Annotated in this window: 24 protein-coding genes; 20 read left to right on the forward strand and 4 right to left on the reverse strand. The window is 62.3% G+C overall.

Annotation, left to right across the window (positions count from 1 at the left end):
* Positions 1 to 13: 13 nt before the first annotated feature.
* From RAZWK3B_RS03400 to RAZWK3B_RS03465, 13 genes are all read left to right on the forward strand, one after another.
* Positions 14 to 877, forward strand: coding sequence for an HpcH/HpaI aldolase/citrate lyase family protein (locus RAZWK3B_RS03400; RefSeq protein ID WP_007812209.1), 864 nt, complete (start codon positions 14 to 16; stop codon positions 875 to 877).
* 6 nt (positions 878 to 883) lie between these two features.
* Positions 884 to 1,429: an NnrU family protein gene (locus tag RAZWK3B_RS03405; RefSeq protein ID WP_007812211.1), complete on the forward strand. Its 546-nt coding sequence runs from the start codon at positions 884 to 886 to the stop codon at positions 1,427 to 1,429.
* Between the two features lie 6 nt (positions 1,430 to 1,435).
* Positions 1,436 to 1,639: a DUF1737 domain-containing protein gene (locus RAZWK3B_RS03410; protein ID WP_007812213.1), complete on the forward strand. Its 204-nt coding sequence runs from the start codon at positions 1,436 to 1,438 to the stop codon at positions 1,637 to 1,639.
* A 2-nt stretch (positions 1,640 to 1,641) separates the two neighbouring features.
* Positions 1,642 to 2,673 carry a MaoC family dehydratase gene (locus tag RAZWK3B_RS03415; RefSeq protein WP_007812215.1) on the forward strand — a complete coding sequence of 344 codons (1,032 nt, stop codon included), beginning with the start codon at positions 1,642 to 1,644 and terminating at the stop codon, positions 2,671 to 2,673.
* A gap of 172 nt (positions 2,674 to 2,845) precedes the next feature.
* A complete protein-coding gene (locus RAZWK3B_RS03420) occupies positions 2,846 to 3,775 on the forward strand; it encodes an efflux RND transporter periplasmic adaptor subunit (protein WP_198133241.1) in 930 nt (309 codons plus the stop codon).
* On the forward strand, positions 3,768 to 6,968 hold the full coding sequence (locus RAZWK3B_RS03425; RefSeq protein WP_007812219.1) for an efflux RND transporter permease subunit: 3,201 nt from the start codon (positions 3,768 to 3,770) through the stop codon (positions 6,966 to 6,968). The genes RAZWK3B_RS03420 and RAZWK3B_RS03425 overlap by 8 nt, the downstream gene beginning before the upstream one ends.
* Positions 6,969 to 7,263: 295 nt before the next feature.
* Positions 7,264 to 7,647 (forward strand): succinate dehydrogenase, cytochrome b556 subunit, encoded by a 384-nt coding sequence (gene sdhC / locus RAZWK3B_RS03430; RefSeq protein ID WP_007812221.1) that lies wholly within the window; start codon positions 7,264 to 7,266, stop codon positions 7,645 to 7,647.
* A 13-nt stretch (positions 7,648 to 7,660) separates the two neighbouring features.
* Positions 7,661 to 8,032 carry a succinate dehydrogenase, hydrophobic membrane anchor protein gene (sdhD, locus tag RAZWK3B_RS03435; RefSeq protein WP_007812222.1) on the forward strand — a complete coding sequence of 124 codons (372 nt, stop codon included), beginning with the start codon at positions 7,661 to 7,663 and terminating at the stop codon, positions 8,030 to 8,032.
* Between the two features lie 18 nt (positions 8,033 to 8,050).
* Positions 8,051 to 9,856, forward strand: coding sequence for a succinate dehydrogenase flavoprotein subunit (sdhA, locus tag RAZWK3B_RS03440; RefSeq protein WP_007812224.1), 1,806 nt, complete (start codon positions 8,051 to 8,053; stop codon positions 9,854 to 9,856).
* Positions 9,856 to 10,176 (forward strand): hypothetical protein, encoded by a 321-nt coding sequence (locus RAZWK3B_RS03445; RefSeq protein ID WP_007812227.1) that lies wholly within the window; start codon positions 9,856 to 9,858, stop codon positions 10,174 to 10,176. Before sdhA ends, RAZWK3B_RS03445 begins: the two co-directional genes overlap by 1 nt.
* Positions 10,177 to 10,188: 12 nt before the next feature.
* Entirely contained in the window at positions 10,189 to 10,971 is a 783-nt protein-coding gene (locus RAZWK3B_RS03450; protein WP_037294837.1) for a succinate dehydrogenase iron-sulfur subunit, read from the forward strand.
* 126 nt (positions 10,972 to 11,097) lie between these two features.
* Complete coding sequence (locus tag RAZWK3B_RS03455) at positions 11,098 to 11,292, forward strand: hypothetical protein (protein ID WP_007812232.1); 195 nt, start codon at positions 11,098 to 11,100, stop codon at positions 11,290 to 11,292.
* A 229-nt stretch (positions 11,293 to 11,521) separates the two neighbouring features.
* The gene (locus tag RAZWK3B_RS03465; protein WP_007812235.1) at positions 11,522 to 12,367 is read left to right on the forward strand and encodes an urea carboxylase-associated family protein; all 846 of its coding nucleotides are present in this window, start codon (positions 11,522 to 11,524) and stop codon (positions 12,365 to 12,367) included.
* Positions 12,368 to 12,373: 6 nt separating this feature from the next.
* Here the strand turns inward: RAZWK3B_RS03465 and RAZWK3B_RS03470 are convergent, their stop codons facing one another.
* Positions 12,374 to 13,027 (reverse strand): ChrR family anti-sigma-E factor, encoded by a 654-nt coding sequence (locus RAZWK3B_RS03470; protein WP_007812237.1) that lies wholly within the window; start codon positions 13,025 to 13,027, stop codon positions 12,374 to 12,376.
* Between the two features lie 7 nt (positions 13,028 to 13,034).
* Positions 13,035 to 13,586 (reverse strand): sigma-70 family RNA polymerase sigma factor, encoded by a 552-nt coding sequence (locus RAZWK3B_RS03475; protein WP_007812239.1) that lies wholly within the window; start codon positions 13,584 to 13,586, stop codon positions 13,035 to 13,037.
* 233 nt (positions 13,587 to 13,819) lie between these two features.
* Here RAZWK3B_RS03475 and RAZWK3B_RS03480 point away from each other — a divergent pair, with 233 nt between their 5' ends.
* The 7 genes from RAZWK3B_RS03480 to RAZWK3B_RS03510 all read left to right on the forward strand — a co-directional run bounded on the left by RAZWK3B_RS03480 (position 13,820) and on the right by RAZWK3B_RS03510 (position 20,377).
* Positions 13,820 to 15,124 carry an NAD(P)/FAD-dependent oxidoreductase gene (locus tag RAZWK3B_RS03480; RefSeq protein WP_037295012.1) on the forward strand — a complete coding sequence of 435 codons (1,305 nt, stop codon included), beginning with the start codon at positions 13,820 to 13,822 and terminating at the stop codon, positions 15,122 to 15,124.
* Positions 15,121 to 15,876 (forward strand): DUF1365 domain-containing protein, encoded by a 756-nt coding sequence (locus tag RAZWK3B_RS03485; protein WP_007812243.1) that lies wholly within the window; start codon positions 15,121 to 15,123, stop codon positions 15,874 to 15,876. Before RAZWK3B_RS03480 ends, RAZWK3B_RS03485 begins: the two co-directional genes overlap by 4 nt.
* The gene (locus RAZWK3B_RS03490) at positions 15,876 to 17,111 is read left to right on the forward strand and encodes an MFS transporter (RefSeq protein ID WP_007812245.1); all 1,236 of its coding nucleotides are present in this window, start codon (positions 15,876 to 15,878) and stop codon (positions 17,109 to 17,111) included. The genes RAZWK3B_RS03485 and RAZWK3B_RS03490 overlap by 1 nt, the downstream gene beginning before the upstream one ends.
* A gap of 4 nt (positions 17,112 to 17,115) precedes the next feature.
* Positions 17,116 to 17,679 (forward strand): DUF3833 domain-containing protein, encoded by a 564-nt coding sequence (locus RAZWK3B_RS03495; protein ID WP_007812248.1) that lies wholly within the window; start codon positions 17,116 to 17,118, stop codon positions 17,677 to 17,679.
* On the forward strand, positions 17,676 to 18,410 hold the full coding sequence (locus RAZWK3B_RS03500) for an SDR family NAD(P)-dependent oxidoreductase (RefSeq protein WP_037294840.1): 735 nt from the start codon (positions 17,676 to 17,678) through the stop codon (positions 18,408 to 18,410). Before RAZWK3B_RS03495 ends, RAZWK3B_RS03500 begins: the two co-directional genes overlap by 4 nt.
* A gap of 64 nt (positions 18,411 to 18,474) precedes the next feature.
* Positions 18,475 to 18,801, forward strand: coding sequence for a DUF3775 domain-containing protein (locus RAZWK3B_RS03505; RefSeq protein WP_007812252.1), 327 nt, complete (start codon positions 18,475 to 18,477; stop codon positions 18,799 to 18,801).
* A 256-nt stretch (positions 18,802 to 19,057) separates the two neighbouring features.
* Positions 19,058 to 20,377: a glycine cleavage T C-terminal barrel domain-containing protein gene (locus RAZWK3B_RS03510; RefSeq protein ID WP_037294843.1), complete on the forward strand. Its 1,320-nt coding sequence runs from the start codon at positions 19,058 to 19,060 to the stop codon at positions 20,375 to 20,377.
* Between the two features lie 134 nt (positions 20,378 to 20,511).
* Here the strand turns inward: RAZWK3B_RS03510 and RAZWK3B_RS03515 are convergent, their stop codons facing one another.
* On the reverse strand, positions 20,512 to 21,654 hold the full coding sequence (locus RAZWK3B_RS03515) for a saccharopine dehydrogenase family protein (RefSeq protein WP_007812255.1): 1,143 nt from the start codon (positions 21,652 to 21,654) through the stop codon (positions 20,512 to 20,514).
* Positions 21,651 to 22,712: a saccharopine dehydrogenase gene (locus RAZWK3B_RS03520; protein WP_007812257.1), complete on the reverse strand. Its 1,062-nt coding sequence runs from the start codon at positions 22,710 to 22,712 to the stop codon at positions 21,651 to 21,653. The genes RAZWK3B_RS03515 and RAZWK3B_RS03520 overlap by 4 nt, the downstream gene beginning before the upstream one ends.

Below are 22,712 nucleotides of genomic sequence, written 5' to 3' on the forward strand. Positions count from 1 at the left end.
GAAGGCAGCCCAGATGGATACGGCGACGCGCCCCTACCGCTCGGTTCTTTATATTCCCGGTTCCAAGGAACGGGCGCTGGAAAAGGCGCGAGAGCTGCCCTGTGACGCGATCATCTTCGATCTGGAAGATGCCGTCGCCCCCGAGGCCAAGCCCGAGGCCCGTCAGACATTGGCGAAAGCCCTGAAGGAAGATGGCTATGGCAAGCGCACCAAGATCGTGAGGATCAATGCGCTGACCACAGAATGGGGGCTGGAGGATGTGCGGGTGCTGGCCGATGCCGGGGCGGATGCGATCCTGTTGCCCAAGGTCAACACGCCTTCGGATGTGGACAATCTGGCTGATATGCTGTCACCTGCGATGCCGATCTGGGTGATGATGGAGACGCCGATCAGCGTGTTCAACGCGCCGGAAATCGCAATGCACCGTCAGGTCACGGGGCTGGTGGCGGGCACCAACGATTTGACCAAGGATCTGGGATGTCGGTATCGCGCGGACCGTCTGCCGCTGATGACGGCGCTGCAGCGGATCATCATGGCGGCGCGGGCGGCGCGCGGTGTCGTGGCGATCGACGGGGTCTATAACCGGTTCCGCGATGGCGAAGGGCTGAAGGCGGAATGCGAGCAAGGGCGCGATCTGGGCTTTGATGGCAAGACGCTGATCCATCCCGCGCAGGTCGAGATCGCCAATACCGCCTTTGCGCCGACGCAATCGGAAATCGAGATGGCCGAACGCCAGATCAAGGCCTATGAAGAAAGCAAGGCTTCGGGTCAGGGTGTGGCCGTGGTGGATGGGCAGATCGTGGAAAATCTGCATGTCGTCGCGGCGCAACGCATGCTGGCACGAGCACAAGCGATCATGGAAATGGCGGCGGAGTAACACGGCATGGCTTATCTGATACTGGGTCTGGTCCTTTGGACGGCGGGCCATTTCTTCAAGCGTCTGGCGCCGGACATGCGCGCCGGTATGGGAAATGCCGGCAAGGGCGTTGCGGCGGTGATCATTCTTGCGGGTCTGGTGCTGATGATCATCGGCTATCGCGGCGCGGAGTTCATCAACCTGTGGTATCCGCCGACATGGACCGTGCATCTGAACAACCTTCTGATGCTGATCGCGGTTTTCGTCTATGGGATGAGTGCCACGCGCGGGCGGCTGAGAGGCAAGATGCGGCATCCGCAGCTGGTTGCGGTCAAGATCTGGGCGGTGGCGCATTTGCTGGTCAACGGCGATCTGGCCTCGGTCATCCTGTTTGGCGGGATGCTGGTCTGGGCAGTGGTGCAGGTGATCGTCATCAACCGCACAGAGGAATGGGTCCGGCCCGAGCCTGGCAAGGCCAGCAAGGATATCCTGCTGGTTGTTATCACGCTGGTTCTGTTTGGGGTCATGACGGGCATTCACAGCTGGTTGGGCGTCTGGCCGTTTCCGGGGTGAGGGAACATGAAACTCTATCGTTTTCTGTCGGCTGACGACACGTCGGCGTTTTGCCACAAGGTGAGTGCTGCCTTGGACCAAGGCTGGGCGCTTTATGGCGATCCGACCTATGCGTTCGATCATGCCAATGGCGTTATGCGCTGCGGTCAGGCCGTGGTGAAGGAGGTCGAGGGCAGCTATTCCCCCGACCTGAAACTGGGAGAGCAGTAAGCATGGCCAAGACCAATCCGGGCCGGTTTTTCGAAGATTACAGCGTCGGAGACGTGATCGCGCACGCCGTCCCGCGCACCGTGTCGGGTGGGGAAAGGGCGCTCTATCATGCGCTTTATCCGGCACGTCACGCGCTGTATTCCTCGGATGAATTTGCTCGGGCGTGCGGTCTGAAGGCCAGCCCGATCGACGATCTGGCGGCGTTTCACGTGGTGTTCGGCAAGACGGTGCCGGATGTGTCGCTGAATGCGCTGGCCAATCTGGGCTATGCCGAGGGGCGCTGGCTCAGGCCGGTCTGGCCGGGGGATACGCTGTGTTCGACCAGCGAGGTGATCGGTCTCAAGCAGAATTCGAACGGGAAATCCGGTGTCGTCTGGGTGCGCACACGCGGCGAGAACCAGCATGGCGAGACCGTGATGGAATATGTGCGTTGGGTCATGGTGCGCAAGCGCGATGCCGCGGCGGCGGCGCCTGAGCCGGTGATCCCCGATCTGAAACCGGCGCTTGCGGCGACCGATCTGGTGGTGCCCGAGGGGCTGGATTTCAGCGGCTACGATTTCGCACTGGCTGGAGAGGCGCATCGCTGGGGCGACTATCAGCCCGGCGAGATGATCGACCATGTGGACGGTGTCACCGTCGAGGAGGCCGAGCACATGATGGCCACCCGCCTGTGGCAGAACACCGCCAAGGTGCATTTCGATGCGACGCTGCGCGAGGATGGTCGGCGGCTGATCTATGGGGGGCACGTGATCTCGATGGCGCGTGCGCTGAGTTTCAATGGTCTGGCGAATGCGCAGATGATCGTCGGTCTGAATGCGGGCGCCCATGCCAACCCGTGCTATAGTGGCGATACGATCAGGGCCTGGACCGAAGTGCTGGAGCGTGCTGAAACCCCGGCGCCGGGGGTCGGGGCGTTGCGGTTGCGGCTGGTGGCCACCAAGGGCGGGGAGCCGTTCACGCTTAGAGGCGAGGATGGCAAGTACCTGCCGCATGTGCTGTTGGATCTGGATTACTGGGCGCTGATCCCGATGTAAGCCGGGGCTGTCCGATCCGACGCAGTTGATGCAGGTCATTGCGCGCGCCATTCATATATTGTTTTTAGAATATGATTGCCTATGTTGCCACAACGCATTCCTTTGCCGGAGCCATCCCATGTTCAAGACTTGGCCTTTCGTGCCGATACTCGTCGCATGCCTTGCGGCGGCGATGCCTTCGGCAGCTGATGAGATCACGCTTTCCCCAGTAGAAGTCACCGACTGGAAGGCCGTCTATGGCCGGATCGAAACCCGTGACCGGGTGCCTGCACGCGCGAGGCTTGGCGGGACTCTGACGGAATTGGACGTGGCCGAGGGCGACCGGATCACTGGCGGAGACCGGCTTGGCCGGATCGTCGATGAAAAGCTGGAGTTCCGTCTGCGCGCCATAGATGCGCAGATGCAGGCGGCGCAATCGCGGCTGGAGAATGCGCAGACCGAACTGACGCGCGGCGAGGAATTGCTGGAGCGCGGCGTGACCACCGTGCAGCGGCTGGACAGTCTGCGCACTCAGGTCAGCGTCATCAGCAACGAGATCGCCGCCGCCGGGGCCGAGCGCCGCGTGGTCGAGCAGCAGGTGGCGGAAGGCTCGGTCTTTGCGCCGGTCGGCGGTGTGGTTCTGGATGTGCCGGTGACCGTCGGCGCGGTTGTCACGCCGGGCGAAACCGTGGCGACGATCGGCGGGGGCGGGGTGTTCCTGCGTCTGGCGGTGCCGGAGCGCCATGCCGGCAATCTGGTCGAGGGCGACGAGATTTTCACCGAAGGTCCGGACGGACCGCGCACCGGGCGGCTGGCCAAGATCTATCCGCAGATCGAGAATGGCCGGGTGATCGCGGATGTCGAGGTGCCGGGACTGAGCGAACGCTATGTCGATGCGCGGGTGCTGGTGCGCCTGCCCCTGGCGCAGCGCGAAGCACTGCTTGTGCCGGAAGCTGCTGTCATCACCCGGTCGGGGCTGGATTTCGTGCGGATTGCGACGGAGGCTGGTCCGGTGCTGCGCAGTGTCGTGATCGGTCCGCGTCATGAGCAAGAGACTGCGGCGATGGTAGAGATCCTGACCGGGCTTGTGCCGGGGGATGTCGTGGTGACCGATCATGAGTGATCAGGAAGGTTTTGACCGGCCCCTTGGTCTGGCCGGGTGGCTGACGCGCGGGTTCATCACCTCGCCGTTGACGCCGCTGATTATCCTTGCGGCGCTGGCGATGGGGCTGATCGCGCTGGTCAGTCTGCCGCGCGAGGAAGAGCCGCAGATTTCTGTGCCGCTGGTGGATATCCATATCCGCGCCTCAGGGCTGAAGGCCGAAGACGCCGTGCAGCTTGTGACCGAGCCGATGGAAAACATCGTCAAGGCGATCGACGATGTGGAGCATGTCTATTCGCAGACGCGCGACGATGGCGCGATGGTGACGGCGCGGTTCGAGGTCGGCACCTCGGCGGATGCGGCGATTCTGAGGGTGCACGAAAAGGTGCGCGCCAACATGGACCGTATCCCCGTCGGCATCCCCGAGCCGCTGATCGTGGGGCGCGGGATCAACGATGTGGCGATTGTCACTCTGACCCTGTCGGGCAAGCCGGGGCAGGAGGTGAGTTCGTATGATCTGAGCCGGATCGCACGGGCGCTGCGCGGCGAGTTGACCAAGATCGAGAATGTCGGCCTGACCTATCTGACCGGTGAGGCGCAGGAGGCGATCCGGGTGGCGCCTGACCCCGAGAAGCTGGCGCTTTACGGGGTCACGTTGCAACAGCTGGCGGGCAAGGTCGGGGCGGCGAACCGGGCCTTCAGCACCGGGCTGGTGCGCGATGGCGGCCAGCAGATCGACCTGATTGCGGGCGAGACTCTGAGTGACCCTGCGGTGATCGCAAAACTGTTGCTGACCACCCGCGACGGGCGGCCTGTCTATGTCGGGGACGTGGCCGATATCGCCTTTGTGCCGGATATGTCCGAGCATACCGTGGCGCAGGTGAGCCGCACCGATGGCGGTGATCTGCACCGCGCGCCGGCGGTCACGCTGGCGCTGGCCAAGCGGGCCGGGGCGAATGCGGTGGTGGTGGCCGAAGAGATCCTGCACCGCGTTCACGCGCTTGAGGGTGAGTTGATCCCCGAAACGGTCGCGCTGTCGGTGACCCGCGATTACGGCGAAACCGCCAATGAGAAGGCCAACGAGCTGCTGTTCCATCTGGGTCTGGCGACCGTGTCGATCATCGCGCTGGTCTGGCTGTCGATCGGCTGGCGCGAGGGGGTCGTGGTGGCGGTTGTGATCCCGATGACCATCCTGCTGACATTGTTCGCGGCGTGGATCATGGGCTATACGCTCAACCGCGTGTCGCTTTTCGCGCTGATCTTTTCCATCGGTATCCTTGTGGATGATGCGATTGTCGTGATCGAGAATATCGCGCGGCACTGGCAGTTGGACCGGGCCAAGTCCAAGGTAAGCGCCGCGATCGAGGCGGTGGCCGAGGTGGGTAATCCCACGGTGGTGGCGACGCTGACGGTGGTGGCGGCGCTCTTGCCGATGCTGTTCGTATCGGGATTGATGGGGCCTTATATGAGCCCGATCCCGGCCAATGCGTCGGCGGCGATGATCTTTTCGTTCTTCGTGGCCGTGATGGTGACGCCGTGGCTCATGGTGAAGGTCGCGGGCAAGGATGGCGGTGCGCATCATCAGGAGGGCGAGGGCGCCTTGGGGCGTCTTTACCGTCGTGTGGCGGAGCCGATCCTTGCGACCAAGGCGCGCAGCTGGCTGTTCCTGTTGACGACGGTGGTGGTGTCTTTCGGGTCGCTCGGCCTGCTTTACACACAGGATGTGACCGTGAAGCTGCTGCCGTTCGACAACAAATCGGAATTGTCGGTAGTGGTGGACCTGCCCGAGGGATCATCTGTCGAGGCGACGGATGCCGTGGTGCAGGAGGTGGCGCGGGTGGCGATGGAGCTGCCCGAGGTGATCGAGGCGCAGACCCATGCCGGCACCGCGTCGCCATTCAATTTCAACGGGCTTGTCCGGCATTATTACCTGCGCGAGATGCCCGAACAGGGTGATGTGCAGATCAAGCTGGCGTCCAAGGACGTGCGCGATCGAACCAGCCATGAGATCGCGCTGGACCTGCGCGACAGGCTTGGGGCACTCGATCTGCCCGAGGGTGCCGTGCTCAAGACGGTGGAGCCGCCGCCCGGCCCGCCGGTTCTGGCCACGCTCTTGGCCGAGGTCTATGGCCCGGATGCAGAGACCCGGCGCGAGGTGGCGCGCAAGTTGCGCCAGGCCTTTGAGGAGGTGCCGTTCATCGTTGATGTGGATGACAGTTTCGGGGAACAGGCGCGCCGGTTGCGGGCGACGATTTCGGCGGATGACCTTGAGTTTTTCGGCGTGCAGGAACCCGATGTGTTCGACACGCTGAGCATCCTGAACGGGCAGACGGTCGTCGGCTATTCGCATCGCGGCGAGGGGCGCGATCCGATCCCGATCACCGTGGCGCAGGCCAAGGCCGACCGCGTGTTGGATCAGCGGTTCCTGTCGACGCCGATCCCGGCCAATGTGCTGCCGGGTGCGCGGGGTGTGGTGGAGTTGGGCGATGTCGTGCAGCTGCGCGAAGAGTTGGCATCGTTTCCGATCTTCCGGCGCAACGGGCGCGATCTGGAAATGGTCACGGCGGAGCTGGCCGGGGATTTCGAGGCGCCGCTTTACGGGATGCTGGCGGTGGCCGAGAAGATCGACGCGATGGACTGGCCCGAAGGGTACAAGCCGCAGATCGCGCTGAATGGCCAGCCGAGCGATGAAAGCCAAGTCACGCTGCTGTGGGATGGGGAATGGGAGGTCACCTGGGTGACGTTCCGCGATATGGGTGCTGCGTTCGGGGTGGCGTTGCTGGGGATATATATCCTTGTGGTGGCGCAGTTCGGATCGTTTCGGGTGCCGCTGGTGATCCTGACGCCCGTGCCGTTGACCTTTATCGGGATCATGCTGGGCCATTGGTTGTGGGAGGCGCCGTTTTCGGCGCCGTCGATGATCGGGTTCATCGCGCTGGCGGGGATCATCGTGCGCAATTCGATCCTGCTGGTGGATTTCATCCGGCATACCGATCCTGCGGGCAAGAGCGATCTGGAGATCCTGATCGACGCCGGCGCGATCCGGTTCAGGCCAATCCTGCTGACGGCGCTGGCCGCGATGATCGGGGCGGCGGTGATCCTTGCCGATCCGATATTCCAAGGGCTGGCGCTGTCGTTGTTTTTTGGGCTGATCTCGTCCACCTTGCTGACGGTGCTGGTGATTCCGGCGATCTACCGGGTGTTCAAGACATGACGCCGAATTTGTGATCACGAAAGATGGTGCTTGTGCTCTGCGATGCGGCTGACGGAAGAGACTCAGCGCGTCATCCTTCGAGATGTTTCAAGCGCAAAAGGTGTTTAGAACCCGCAATTTTGTGATCACGCGGTAATTTACGTGATCACAAATACAAGATTCTGTCATGAATTGAGGGGAGAATCCGGGAATTGGGGCTGTGCAAAACCGTCTGGGGCGCTAAAAGATTCACCGAAACGGATGCGGACTGCCGGAAGGTACGGACGCGCCGAAGACGACAACGAAGGGACTGACCATGGCCGACGTGAACAGGGGCGAGCGCCCCCTTTCGCCGCATCTTCAAGTCTATCGCCCGCAGATGACCTCGATCTCCTCGATCCTGACGCGGATCACGGGCAATGCCCTGATCGTCGGCGTGCTGCTGATCGTGTGGTGGTTGCTGGCGGCGGCGACAGGACCGGACTATTTCGCGATTGCCGATGCGGTTGTGACCTCATGGTTCGGCGATCTGGTGCTGACGCTGTCGCTATGGGCTATCTGGTATCACTACCTGGCCGGGCTGCGTCACCTTTACTACGACGCGGGCAAAGGTCTTGAGATCGAAACCTCCGAGAAGCTCGGTTGGGCCTGCATAGGCGGTTCGGTCATCCTGACCGTCATCACGCTGCTTATTATCTGAGGAAGGGCCAGCCATGCGTTATCTGACTGCACGCAAGCGAGCCGAAGGACTGGGCGCGGCCCATTCCGGCACCGAGCATCACTGGTACATGACCGTGAGCGCCGTTGGCCTTGCGCTGATCGTGCCGCTGTTCCTGTTCTTTTTCGGCCGCGCGCTTGGCGGCACCCACGACGAGGTGATGGCGACATTCTCGCATCCGGCCATGGCGATCCTGACCTTGCTGGTCATTTTCGTGGGATTGCAGCACTTCCGCAAAGGTGCGCAGACCATGATCGAGGATTATGCCCGCGGAATGACGCGCAAGGTGCTGATCATTGCCGTTACCGTTCTAAGTTACGGTTTGATCGCCACCGGCGTTTTTGCCGTGCTCAAGATCGCCCTTTAAGACCCGGAGTTGCAGATAATGGCCGCTTACGAATACGAAACACACGATTATGACGTGGTTGTTGTCGGGGCCGGTGGCGCGGGTCTGCGCGCCACGCTCGGCATGGCCGAACAGGGCCTGCGCACCGCGTGTGTCACCAAGGTGTTCCCGACACGCTCGCACACGGTGGCGGCACAGGGCGGGATCGCCGCGTCGCTGTCGAATATGGGGCCGGATCACTGGCAGTGGCATATGTACGACACCGTGAAGGGCAGCGACTGGCTGGGCGACACGGACGCGATGGAATATCTGGCGCGCGAAGCCCCCAAGGCGGTTTATGAGCTCGAGCATTATGGTGTGCCGTTCTCGCGCACCGAAGAGGGCAAGATCTATCAGCGGCCCTTTGGCGGGCATACGACCGAATTCGGCGAAGGCCCCCCGGTGCAGCGCACCTGCGCGGCTGCCGACCGCACCGGGCATGCCATCCTGCACACGCTTTATGGCCGGAGCCTGAAGCAGAAGGCGGAATTCTACATCGAGTATTTCGCCATCGACCTCATCATGAGCGATGATGGTGTCTGCACCGGTGTGGTCTGTTGGAAGCTGGATGACGGCACCATGCATGTCTTCAATGCCAAGATGGTGGTTCTGGCCACTGGCGGCTACGGACGGGCCTATTTCAGCGCGACGAGCGCGCATACCTGCACCGGTGACGGTGGCGGCATGGTGGCGCGCGCGGGTCTGCCCTTGCAGGACATGGAGTTCGTGCAGTTCCACCCGACGGGCATCTATGGCTCAGGCTGTCTGATTACCGAGGGCGCACGCGGCGAGGGCGGGTATCTGACCAACTCGGAGGGCGAGCGTTTCATGGAACGCTATGCGCCCAACTACAAGGATCTGGCGCCGCGTGACTACGTGAGCCGCTCGATGACCATGGAAATCCGCGAAGGTCGCGGAGTGGGGCCGCATGGCGACCATATCCACCTGAACCTCAGCCATCTGCCGAAAGAGGCACTGCAACTGCGCCTGCCGGGTATCTCGGAAAGCGCGCGCATCTTTGCCGGTGTGGACGTCACCAAAGAGCCGATCCCGGTTCTACCGACGGTGCATTACAACATGGGCGGCATTCCGACGAATTACTGGGGCGAGGTGCTGAACCCGACCGAGAAAGACCCCAACGCCGTCGTTCCGGGCCTGATGGCCGTGGGCGAGGCGGGCTGTGCCAGCGTGCATGGCGCGAACCGGCTTGGATCGAACTCGCTCATCGATCTGGTGGTGTTCGGTCGCGCGGCGGCGATCCGCGCGGGCGATGTGGTGGACCGGGAGACCGCGGTGCCGTCGACCAACGCGGCGCAGGTGGACAAGGCGCTGGATCGGTTCGACGGGCTGCGTCATGCGGACGGCGCCGTTCCGACGGCAGACTTGCGGCTTGAGATGCAGCGCACCATGCAGGACGATGCCGCGGTGTTCCGCACATCCAAGACGCTGGCGGAAGGTGTGGAAAAGATGACGGCCATCGCCGCCAAGATGAGCGATCTGAAGGTGACGGACCGTAGCCTTGTGTGGAACTCGGACCTGATGGAAACGCTCGAGCTGACCAACCTGATGCCGAATGCGCTGGCCACCATCGCAGGAGCCGAGGCGCGCAAGGAAAGCCGTGGGGCGCATGCCCATGAGGACTTCCCCGAGCGTAATGACACCAAGTGGCGCGTCCACACGATCGCACGGGTCGACGGCGCCAAGACGGCGCTGAGCTATCGCCCGATCATCGAGGCGCCGCTCACGACCGAAGAGCAGGGGGGCATCAGCCTCAAGAAGATCGCCCCGAAAGAGCGGACATTCTGATGCGATTGGGTGCGGCCTGTCTTGCTTTCGTCACGCTGAGTGGCTGTCAGGCCACCAATCAGCTGGCGGACGATTTCGCGCGAGAGCGGGCCAAGGGCGTGGTCAATACCGTGGTTGCGGACAGGTTTCCCGGTGTGAATGCAGCACCTGTCACCGATTGCATCATAGACGCCGCTTCGGCGCGCGAGATCGTCAGTATCGCCGGGGCCAGTGTCACCGGAGTGACCCCGGAGGTCGCGCAAGAGATCGTCGGCATCGCACAGCGCCCGGAGGCCGTGCAATGCATCGCCGAAAATAGCCTGACCCTGCTGGGCGGCTGAAAGGAGTAGAACATGGTACAATTCAGATTGCCCAAGAACTCCCGCATGACGACGGGCAAGACATGGCCCAAGCCCGAGGGGGCCGGCAAGGCTGTGCGCAAATTCCAGATCTATCGCTGGAACCCCGATGACGGTGCGAATCCGCGTGTGGACACGTATTTCGTGGATACCGACGATTGCGGGCCGATGGTTCTGGATGCACTGATCTACATCAAGACCAAGATCGACCCGACGCTGACGTTCCGTCGCTCGTGCCGGGAAGGGATTTGTGGGTCCTGCGCGATGAATATCGACGGGATCAACACGCTGGCCTGCATCTATGGCATGGATGAGATCAAGGGCGACGTGAAGATCTATCCTCTGCCGCACATGCCTGTGGTCAAGGATCTGATCCCGGATCTCACGCATTTCTATGCGCAGCATGCCAGCATCATGCCGTGGCTGGAAACCAAGACGAACCGCCCTGCGAAAGAGTGGAAGCAATCGATCGAAGATCGCGAGAAGCTTGACGGGTTGTATGAATGCGTGATGTGCGCAAGCTGTTCGACCTCGTGCCCGAGCTATTGGTGGAACGGCGACAAGTATCTTGGACCGGCGGCCTTGTTGCATGCCTATCGCTGGATCATCGATAGCCGTGACGAGGCCACGGGCGAGCGGCTTGACGATCTGGAAGATCCGTTCAAGCTGTATCGCTGCCACACGATCATGAACTGCACCAAGACCTGCCCCAAGGGTCTGAACCCGGCCAAGGCGATTGCCGAGATCAAGAAGATGATGGTCGAACGCGCGGTTTGATCGGGCAGGACTGACGGACAGGGACCCCGGCGCATCGCCGGGGTCTTTTCGTTCGGGACATGCGGTGTCTGCATAACGTCTCTGCAACTCTGGCCATTCAAGATCAGAGCCCGGAGGATTAGGTTCATGACGAAAATTCTGGAACGGAGAAAGATCATGGCCCTCCCGGCACAACCGCAGCAGACAAAATCCCCCGAGATCCGGTCCGCGATCCGGAGCATGGCTGATTGGTTCGAGGTCTATTACACTCCCGAAGCACCGGCGAATATCGTCGTTGCGCCCAATTTGGGTGCTCTGGAGCAGATGTACGCCTATTACTGAGCGGGTGCCGTTTGGTCATTGTTCTCGGTCTTATCCTGGCCTTTGTGCTGATCGTGATCTTCTCGAACCGGCGCACGCGGAGATGCCGCTGGCGCGAGGACAGGCGCGGGGATCGGGACGGGATGAAGAAATTTCGCTGCATGGCCTGTGGCGCCGAGACCTTTACAACGACGGGAAAACCGCCTCTGGATTGTCTGGCTGACCAGATACGCTGACCAAGAGGCATGACATGACCGAGCCTTCCGATGCCGCCACCCGCCGCGCTGTAAAGCCGGTGATCTGCTATCCCAACGAGACGCTCCCGGCGCCTGATCTGGAGCTTTATGCGCAGGCCCGAAAAGGGGCTGTCAAGCTGGGCGAGGTGCTGGTGCCGCCGCGCGATGCGGCCTGTTTCAGGGTGAAGGCCGGACAATTCTTCCGGATATCATCGGTCGAGGGGCCGCAGGTGGGCGATCTGAACTTGTGGAACGCCGAGGATCTGTCGGAACGGTTTTATTCGGGCAAATCCCGCGCGCTGCATGGAACGCATCTGACAGTGGCAGAGCGGATGTGGTCCAGCTTTCCGTATCTGCGACCGATGGCGACGATCGTAAAGGATACTCTGGATTGGTACGGGATCGACGCCTATGGCGGATCGGTGCATGATGTGATCGGCACGCGCTGCGATCCCTATACCGGCAATCTTCTGAGTGGGACGCAGTATCATCATTGCTGTCACTCCAACCTTACGCGCGCGCTGGCGGACGAGATGGGGCTGTCGCTGCACGAGGCCGAAGCGCATGTCCATGACGTGCTCAACGTGTTCATGTGTACGGGGTTCACCCGCGACACGGGGCAATATTTCATGAAGGCAAGCCCGGTGCGGCCCGGCGATCACCTAGAATTTTTCGCTGAAATCGACTTGCTTGGCGCGCTCAGCGCATGTCCGGGTGGGGATTGTTCGACCGAACATTCCAGCGACACGGCGCGCTGTCACCCGCTGCTTGTCGAAATGTTCGAGCCTGAGCCCGGCGCCCTGAACGGGTGGGCGTCACCGCCCGTGAATGGCTATGATCGCAGTCACGGGCGCGGCTGAGACGAGTCAGATCCTCAGGAAGGGCTGCGCAATCCGGGGGATCAGGCCGCGGAACTTCAGCGGTGCGTCCGTGGCGGCGAGACAGATGCAATCCTCGCCGATATCCGCGACGGGTGTGTGATCCAAATCTTCATTGGCGATCTCGATGTCGCCGGGTCCGAAATGGTCCATCTCGTCACGGAACGCGCCCTTGAGCACAAGGGTAAGTTCGGTACCGGCATGCCCGTGATCCGGGACGGCCGCGCCTGCGGGGATATAGAGGAGCCGAACCGTCGCATCGCGCGACGTGGTCAGGATCGCCTGCTTTACACCCATGCCAACGGGCTTCCATTTCACGGCGTCCAGATCACCGCCGACATAATCCTGCACGGGAGCGGGCAGGATACCGCCGCGGCGCATGGGTTTTGCGGGGGTCTTGCCCATGTCACCCGATTTGATCCGGTTCAAAGTGGCCTCGAGGCTGCCGGAGGAAAGCTCGGCCGTTTCGCAGCTTTCGATCAGCGCGCCGCCGACCGTATCGAAAGCACCAAGGCGGGCGCGGCATTCGTCGCACATGGAGATATGCGCTGCGACCGTCAGGCTGAACGCCTCGGGAAGGGTCCCGGCGGAATACGCCATCAACAGGGCGTCGGTCAGGTGGTGTTTGATCTTGTCGGTCATGTCACATTCACTTCATTGCGTGGCGCAGTCGGTCAAGCGCCAGTCTTATCCTTGATTTGATCGTGCCCAATGGCAGGCCCGTCTGTTCCGCGATCTCGCTATGGCTGAGATCCCCGAAATAGGCTTTTTCGATCAGCGTTCTCTGTTTGGCGGGAAGGGTCGCGAGGGCCTGTCCCAACTGTTCACTTTCCTGTTGCAGGACCAGCGCATCGGCCTGATCCGGTTCGGCCTCGGGGCCCCAGGGAAGATCCTCAGGCTCAGGCCGCTTGTATTTGCGGATCGCATCGATCTTGCGGTTTCGTGCGATCGTGAAGATCCATGTGGCCGCGCTGGCCCGGGACGGGTCGAAAAGATGAGCCTTCTGCCAGAGCGTCGCCATCACCTCTTGGGTGCATTCCTCGGCAAGAGTGGCGTCAGCGCCGGAGCGCATGAGAAACGCCTTCACGCGCGGGGCGAAATGATTGAACAGCTCAGCGAAAGCAGCCTGATCCTGAGCGTCACGAATGCGCGCGATACAGGCGACCCAGTCGTCATTTTCCCTTTCCCGTAGGTTTGTCACGTTAGCTGATTCCAGACTTCGAGGTTGCGTCGAACACCGTTTAACACGGCCCCGGAAAGGGGGCGAGTGGACAAGCGGAGCTGCGATCTCTGTGTCATTCAGCATACAGTGGATACGGTATGTTTGACGGGGTGGATCACAAGTTTGGAAAAAAATAATGCAAACAGTTAGTCATCCAAGCAGGCATCCATAGCGTAATGCCAATCAACAACGACAAAGGACTGACTATTCTCATGCCATTCGAAGCAGGCGCAGGCACGCGCAGGAAGATCGCCGTGATCGGCGCCGGGATCTCCGGGATGGGCGCGGCGTATGAATTGGGCGGGTCGCATGATGTCACCCTTTTAGAGGTAGAGCCTCGGTTGGGCGGACATGCGCGGACGATCATGGCGGGCAAGAACGGGGATCAGCCGGTGGATACCGGGTTCATTGTCTTCAACTATGCCAATTACCCGAACCTGGCACGCATCTTCGCCGAATTGGATGTGCCTGTCGTCAAAAGCAACATGAGCTTCGGGGCGTCGGTGCGCGGTGGTGGTCTGGAATATGGGCTGGCCAGTTTCGATGCGGTATTCGCGCAGCGCCGCAACCTGATGAATCCAAAATTCCTGGGGATGCTGCGGGACATCATGCGGTTCAACGCGCAAGCATCGTCGAAAGCGAAATCGCACCTCGACCTGACAATCGGCGATTTTCTTGACGAATTGGGGACGGGTGCCTGGTTCCGCGACTATTACCTGATGCCGCTCTCGGGGGCGATCTGGTCGACGCCGAAAGAACGCATATTGGACTTTCCGGCCCATGCGCTGATCCGGTTCTTCGAAAATCACGCGCTGATGAATTATTCGGGCCAGCATCAATGGTACACGGTGCAGGGCGGCTCGATCTCATATGTGACGCGGATGGGGGCTGCGCTTGAGCAGAAGGGTGTCGATATCAGGCTCGGCTGTCCTGTCGATGCCGTGCGGCGTTTGCCCGCGGGGGTCGAGGTGAAGGCGCATGGCGGCGAATGGGAAGTCTTTGACGAGGTCATCATGGCGACCCATTCGGACGTGTCGCTGCGCCTTTTGAGCGATGCGACCGAGGCCGAGACCAAGGCGCTTGGCGCCATCGGATACCAGCCCAACGAGATCGTTCTGCACGCCGACCCCGCGGTAATGCCGCGCAAGCGGTCGGTCTGGTCGTCGTGGAACTATTCCGAGACACCGGCCAAGCGCGACGGTCAGATCGACATGACCTATTGGATGAACCGGCTGCAGCCGATCCCGCAGGACGATCCGCATTTCGTGACGCTGAACTCCACCCGTCCGATCCGAGAAGAGCTGATCTATGATCAGGTGACGCTGCATCACCCGGTCTATGATCTGGCCGCACTCAAGGCGCAGGAAGACATGCGCGCCATGAACGGCCAGAACGGCACGTGGTTCTGTGGGGCGTGGATGCGCAATGGCTTTCACGAGGATGGCTTGTCGAGCGCGATCGACGTGGCCGAGTCGATCGCGTCGCGCGGCGCCGTCCCGGCTGTCGCCGCGGAATGACCGTCATATATCATATCGCGGGCCACACGTGGCATGGGCGCAAAGGCGCTGTGGAAAACGCCTTTCGCTATGGTATCGACTATGTGCTGCTGGATGCCGAAGCGCCGGCGGCCGGGCCGCGGCTGTTCGGGCGCAATCGCGCGGCGCTCGCCTCGGTGCGGGACAGCGATCACGGCGGCGCACCGGGCGATGGGCGCGGTGCTGCGTGGGTGCGCGAGGTTCTGGCCTCGCATGACCTGCCCGCGCCGCATCGGATCGAGCTTTTGGCGCAGCCGCGGATTCTGGGGCATGTGTTCAATCCGGTCTCGTTCTGGATTTGCCGGGATGCGCAGGAGGCCGTGCGGGTCATCATCGCCGAGGTCAACAACACCTATGGCGATCGTCATTCCTATTTGTGCCACCGCGATGATCTTGAGCCGATCACCGCTCAGGACACGATGTCCGCAGCCAAGATTTTCTATGTCTCGCCATTTCAGCGCGTCGAGGGCAGCTATGAATTCCGCTTCGATCTGCGGCCTGACAGGATTGGCATCTGGATCGATTTCACCGGTGGCAACGGAGGCGTGATCGCCACGCTTGTGGGGCCGCGAAAGCCGCTGACCAATGCGGGGCTGTTGCGCGCCTGTCTGCGTCGGCCCTTCGGTTCACGGCGGGTGCTGACATTGATCCATTGGCAGGCGCTCAAGCTGTGGTGGAAGGGCGCCAGGTTCCGCAGCCGTCCAGAGCCCCCTGCGCAGGAGGTGAGCCGCTGATGGCCCCACGCCTGCCATCATATGCCCTGTTCGCGGCGCTTCTGGCGTCTGCCGGACTGCCGCTCTATATCCATGCGCCCAAGTTCTACGTGGATGAATACGGTGTGTCGCTGGCGGCACTTGGCACCGTGTTGTTCGTGCTGCGGCTGCTCGATGTGGTGCAGGATCCGTTGCTTGGGCGGCTTGCAGACCGCGTCCGGGCGCAACGCGGGCTGTCGGTGGCCATTGCGGTAGTGTTGATGGCGGGCGCCATGCTGGGTCTGTTCGCGATGGAGCCGCTGTTCATGCCCTTGGCATGGTTCGCGGTGATGCTGACGGTGGTGTTCTCGGCGTTCAGCTATCTGACGATCTGTTTTTACGCCCAAGGCGTTTCCGCGGCGGGATACCTGCCTGAGCAGGGCCATTTGCGGCTGGCGCGCTGGCGCGAGACCGGCGCTTTGCTTGGTATTTGTGCCGCTGCAGTCGCGCCGATTGCGCTAGGTGGATATGCGGGTTTTGCGCTGGCCTTTGTCGGACTGGCCGTAGCGGCCGTGCTGGCGATGATGGGGCAATGGCAGGCCGCACAGGTGGACAGCACCGGGTTCGGCGGCGTGCTGCGTGATCCGATCGCCCGCAAGTTGCTGGCTGTGGCACTGGTCAATGCGGCGCCTGTCGCGGTGAGCTCGACGCTGTTTTTGTTCTTCGTGGAAAGCCGGCTGGATGCGCCGGGATGGGAAGGGCCGTTTCTTTTGATGTTCTTCCTGTCGGCGGCGCTTGCCGCGCCCGTCTGGGGGCGGCTGGCCGAGGGGATCGGCCCCAAGCGCGTGCTGCTTGTGGGTATGGGTTTGTCGATTGTCGCCTTCGCGGCGGCGGTCACGCTTGGAAGCGGTGATCTTTGGGCTTTCGCGGTGATCTGCGTGGCGTCGGGTGCGGCGCTTGGCGCGGACATGACCTTGCTTCCGGCCCTGTTTGCCGCGCGTATGGAAAAGGTGTCGCCCGGTGCCACCGAGGCGTTTGGTCTGTGGTCGTTCGTGTCGAAATTCACGCTGGCGCTGGCGGCTGTGGCCTTGTTGCCGCTTTTGCAGACCGGTGGGTTTCAGGCTGGGCAGGACAATACCGAGGATGCCCTGATGCTGCTGAGCCTGCTGTATGGCGCGTTGCCATGTGTTCTCAAGCTGGTGGCGATTGGCCTGCTGGTGAGCACGACCATCGATGAGACGACTCTTGATATGAAAATCTTGGAAAAAGGAGCCTGAGCCAATGAGTGCGTTCATGTATGTCGCCCTGGGCGCGGCCCTGATTCTGGTGTTGGCCGTTCTTAAGGAGCGGTTCACCGGTTTCACTGCGCAGCGGCCCGAAGACTATGCCGGGCAGCAGCCGCATTTCGATCTGCGCCAGTATCTGAATGGTCCGATCAAATGCGAAGGTGTGATCTATGGCCCTCTGGGCCGTGTGGCATCGCGGTTTACGGCGGATTTCGAAGCGCATTGGGATGGCAATCACGGGGTGATGAAAGAGCGTTTCCTCTATGACAGCGGCAATAGCCAAGATCGCGAATGGCGGCTGACCCTGAGCAATGACGGAACGATCCGCGCCGAGGCCGATGATCTTGTCGGTGTGGGCAGCGGGCAGCAGGCCGGGCCGGCGGTGCGGCTGGATTACCGTATCCGGATGCCGAAAGAGGCCGGAGGCCATGTTCTGGGTGTGACCGACTGGATGTATCTGGCGCCCAACGGTGTCGTGGTGAACCGCAGTCAGTTTCGCAAGTTCGGCATCAAGGTGGCCGAACTGGTGGCCACCATGCGCCAGGTGACCCCGGCGTGATGGATTGGGTTGGCAAGCGATACTGGATGGTCGGCGCCAGTGAAGGTCTGGGTCTGGCATTGGCCGAAAAGTTGAATACGGCGGGTGCCGAGGTCATTGTCTCGGGGCGCAACAAGAACCGTCTTGACGAGGTGGTGGCCGGGCTTCCCGGGCGCGCAAGGGCGGTGGCCGTCGATGTGGGCGACGAGGCAAGTGTCGCGCAAGCCGCTGAAGAAATTGGTGAAATCGACGGCATGGTCTTTCTTGCGGGGGTCTACTGGCCCATGGCCGCGACCGATTGGAACGCCGAGCAGGCGATTGCGATGGCCGATGTAAACTTCACCGGAGCTGTCAGGGTTCTGGGCCATGTGGTGCCGCAGATGGTGGCGCGCGATGCGGGACATATCGTGATGACAGGGTCGCTTGCGGGCTTCCGGGGGCTGCCCGGTGCGGTGGGGTATGGGGCGTCGAAGGCGGCGGTGATGTCGCTGACCGAATCGCTGAGGGCCGATCTGTGGCGGACGGGGGTGAGGGTGCAATTGGCCAATCCCGGGTTCATCAAGACGCGGTTGACGGACAAGAACGCGTTCAACATGCCGTTCCTGATGACGCCCGAGCAGGCGGCGCAGGAGATGTTCGAGCTGATGTGCGACAAGGCGGCTTTTGACCGGAGCTTTCCGGGGCTGTTCAGCCTTGTTTTCCGGCTGTCGCGGTTCTTGCCGAACTGGCTCTATTATCGGCTGTTTGCGTAGGATCAAAGACGCCGGAGAACCGCTGGGCCATCCTGTTGCATCACTGGCGAACAGGAGAGGCAAAATGTTGGACATAAGCACATACAAGGTCGCGCAAGTCGTTCTAATGGCACGGGAATTGGGTCGTGCGGAACCTGAGTTGCGGGCCTTCATCGACCGGCTGACCGAAGAGGAACAGGCCAGCCTTGTCGCCCTGATGTGGATCGGGCGAGAGAGCTTTGGCGCGGATGAGCTGGAAGAGGCCAAGCGCACGGCGATGGCCGAGGCGACGACACCGACGGCGAATTACCTGCTGGGCACGCCGCATCTGTCGGATCATCTGGAGAACGGGATGGACGAGCTGGGGATTTCGCTGGTCGATGACGAGGATGATCTGCTGCGCGGCGGCTGAGAGCCGAGACTCAGGTTAATCCACAGAATTCATTGAAAAATCCCGTTCGGTATCGCGTTGGTATTACGTCGGTATCGCGTCGGTATCGTTTCGGTGCGGGGCACCACACGATCACGCCTTAACGGGGCGCGCGTTGCGGCCCAAGCGCGCGCCACTCACCAGACCGTGATCGAGGGTCTTGTCGTATGTCATTTCGACTCAGCCTGCCGGTCTGGCACACTGAGCACGACTCCACCCCGACCAAGGGAGGTCCGTGATGACGGCAAACGACAGGTTTCCCCCAAATGTTCCGAGTGTGGACCAATCCGACAGGATGGTGCCGTGCAATCTGAGGCAATCGGGATCGACCCCGGTGGAAATGCTGATTTCCACGAGGGTCCGCAAATCTCCGTTCTGGCACCTTTCTATCGAGGCGGGCTGTTGGCGCGCGACGGTCTATAACCGGATGTATCACCCGCGCGGCTATGTGAAGCCCGAGCATGGTGGCGCGATGGCCGAGTATGACGCGCTGGTCAATCGCGTGACCATGTGGAACGTCGCGGTCGAGCGCCAGATCCGGGTGCGGGGGCCGGATGCCGAAGCCTTCGTGAACCGGGTCATCACCCGCGACGCCACAAAGATCGCACCGATGCGGGGCAAATACACGATCCTGTGCAACGAGAAGGGCGGTATCCTCAATGATCCGGTGCTGTTGCGGCTGGATCGGGACGAGTTCTGGTTCTCGATCTCGGATAGCGATCTGCAATTGTGGCTGGAAGGCGTGAATGTCGGGCTTGGCCATGACGTGGAGATTGCCGAGCTGGACGTGGCCACGGTGCAGATACAGGGGCCGTTGTCCGAAGAGCTGATGGAGGATCTGTTCGGCGAGGACGTCCGCAAGCTGGAGTATTACGAGTTGATGGAGGCCGAGATATCGGGCTGTCCAGTGGTCATCAGCCAAACCGGATTTTCCGGCGAGAAGGGCTATGAGATTTACCTGCGCGATGCCACGCTGCATGCAGAGGCGCTGTGGTATGCGGTGCTGGGACGTGGGGCGCGTTTCGGGTTGCGGGTCATCGCACCGGCGCATCACCGCCGGATTGCGGCGGGCATCCTGTCATGGGGGCAGGACATGGACGCCGAGACATCGCCCTTTCAGGTCAATCTGGACTATCAGGTGCCGCGCCGCAAGGACGCTGATTACATCGGGCGCGCCGCGCTCGAGGCGCAGCGGGCCGAGATCGATGCAGGGCGGTATCCGTTCAAGCTGAAGCTGGCCGGTTTGCGTATGGGCGGTGCGCCGATCACGGATTATGCGCCGGATTTCTGGCTGGTGACTACGCCCGAGGGCGCGCGTGTGGGCTATGTCACCTCGCCGTGGTGGTCGCCCGAGCTGGGCTGCAATATCGGGCTCGCGCATGTGCCGCCCGAGATGACCGGCATCGGCACCGAACTTCGGGTGCAATTGCCCGAAACGCTGGCCGAGATGTCGGGCCAGCCGGTGGCCGCCGAGGTGGTCGAGGTGCCGTTCCGGCCGTCGGCGCATGCCGGTGCCCGGGAACAGGCGCAGGCGTCAGGCCGGGATTGGGCCGGGTGAGGAGACAGGAAAACAGGCCCGGCGTTGGATCATCCGATCGTGCCGGGCCTGCGTGGGGACACACTTGACACATGGCCTGATCCCCTGTTCGTAGCCCGTGCTCCGGGGCCTGGCCAGGGGAGGGAGGGACAGTATCAGGCCATATGATCCACAACTTGCAAGTGCTGTGCCAGCTTGCCGACTTCGCCCAAAAAGCGCGAAACCAGTTTGGGGTCATGCGGTGCGGGGCTGACGCCTGCGGGGATTTCACGGTTGAGAACCGCCTCGACCGCCAGCGAGACCGGGATCGACACCAGACGCGCCATGGCGGTGCCGCGCGCATCGCCCCAGGCATCCATCACATAGGTCTTGTGCCAGACGGTTTTGCCATCGCGTTCGGCCTTGAGCGAGACGCACAGAACCACGCGGTCAGGTTCGTCTTCGTCATAGGCGTTTTCGGCCCAGAACTGATCCGACATCTCCTTGAGGCGGGCGTCGCCGGAGGCCCCTTCGAGAGTTTCGATCTCGGCGAAGACATCGGCCCATGCGTCGGACCAGCCATTGAGGCGCAAGGTGCCCCGCACGAAATCCTTGATCCGCCAGTCGGGATCGAAGCGGTAATCGGCGATGAAGGGCAGGGAATCGCGGTTGGGATAGACCTCGAATGTTTCGGGCTGCGGCAAGGGGGCGGTATAGCTGCTGATCGCGTCCCAGGGGCGCGCGACGTTCAGCTCGGCGTAGTTGCGGATCGACCGGGACGGCGAGCGCAGCGCCTTGAGCACGCCAAGCGGTGACCAGCTGAACTTGTAGCGGAAGGGGTTGGGGTGTTTGGGGATGCCGCCGCAATAGGAGATGAAGCTGAGATCATTGCCCGCGTCGAAAGCCGGAGAGGCGGTGTAATCGGCCACGAGGTGATGCGCCATCAGGTGGTCGATGCCGGGATCGAGGCCGATCTCGTTGACGCAGGCCACACCGGCGGCGCGGGCGTCGTCGTCGAGCGCCCGCATTTCGGGGGCGATATAGGACGAGCTGACGAAATGCGCCTGATGCGAGATGCAGAGTTTGGCGAGGGGCACATGCCAGTCGCCCGGTAGCATCGAGACCACCAGATCGCCCTTGCGCAGCATCCCGGCGAGCCGGTCGATGTCGAAGGCGTGAATGTCGTCGGTCAGGTCGCCGACGGCGGCACGGGCCTTGTCGGTCGTGCGGTTCCAGACGGTGATCTCATGGCCCGCCTCGATCAGGCGGCGCAGGCCGGGGATGGCCGACAGGCCGGTTCCGCACCAGTGAATTGTCATGCTCGGACCTCCTTCATGTGTTGGTCGAATGTGGCTTTGGCCCGGCCCCAGACGCCAGCGTCGAGCGCATCGAGCGTCAGAAGCGAGGGCAGAAGCTGGGCCGCGTAATCCAGCGAGGATTCGAGCGGCAGGAGCGAGGGCAGATTGTCGATCGCCATGACATCGAGCGGCGGGGTGTCATGCACGCGCGTAACCGGCGCGTCCCATGTGGTTGCCGACGCATAGACCGGAACCGGGTTGTAATCGCTGTCGGGGTCGCAGGCGACATCGCCGATCACGGTCAGGTGGCGGTCTTGGGTCAGGGCCTCGCGCGGCACGAAGACAGGTGTGCCGGGGCGCGCGAAGATGCAGTTAAGAAAGATGTCATGGGCGAGGATTTCGGGGAAGGGGCCGCCATGGGCGGTTTCGGCCATGTCCCACCGTGTCGGGGTGATGCCCATCGCGGTGCACAGATCGGCCGCGCCGGTGCCGACCCGGCCAAGGGCGCCGATGACGATGGCACTTGGGCGCTTGGTTCCGGTGGCGTCGAGCCGCGCGCCCAGATCTGCCAGCAGCGCGTCCTTGTCGGCAAAGGCCGAGACGGGCGGGCAGAGGCCGCCCTGTCGTTGCGCGGCCCAGGCCATCAGGCTGATCGCCGCCCCGGCATAGCCTGCCCAATAGCCGAAGGCCGCGACGCGGCGGCCCTCGGGATCCACGAGATATTCCAGATCATACAGCGTGCCGCCCCCGGCCTTGAACCGTTCGAGCAGGCGGCGGCCCGCATGTTGGCCCTTGAAGGCATGGCCGAACATGATGTGGCGATGCGGCAGCGGCGTGCCGTCATCGGGCAGTTCCTTGAGACCGAAGATGATTGCATCGCGGGGCGCGTCGGGCCACGCGTTTTCAGGCGCGATCGCACAGCCAGCCGCGCGGTAAGCCTCGATCGGCAGGATGCGGGTGCGGCTGTCTTCGACGGTGACGGTGAGACCGCGGGCGATCAGGGCGGCAGCCCCCTCGGGGGTGAGGCCGGTGCGGTCTTCGTTGGCGCGCTGCTCGGCGCGGAGCCACAGATGGGTCAT

The organism is Roseobacter sp. AzwK-3b, from assembly GCF_000170875.1.
Lineage (GTDB): Bacteria > Pseudomonadota > Alphaproteobacteria > Rhodobacterales > Rhodobacteraceae > Roseovarius > Roseovarius litoreus.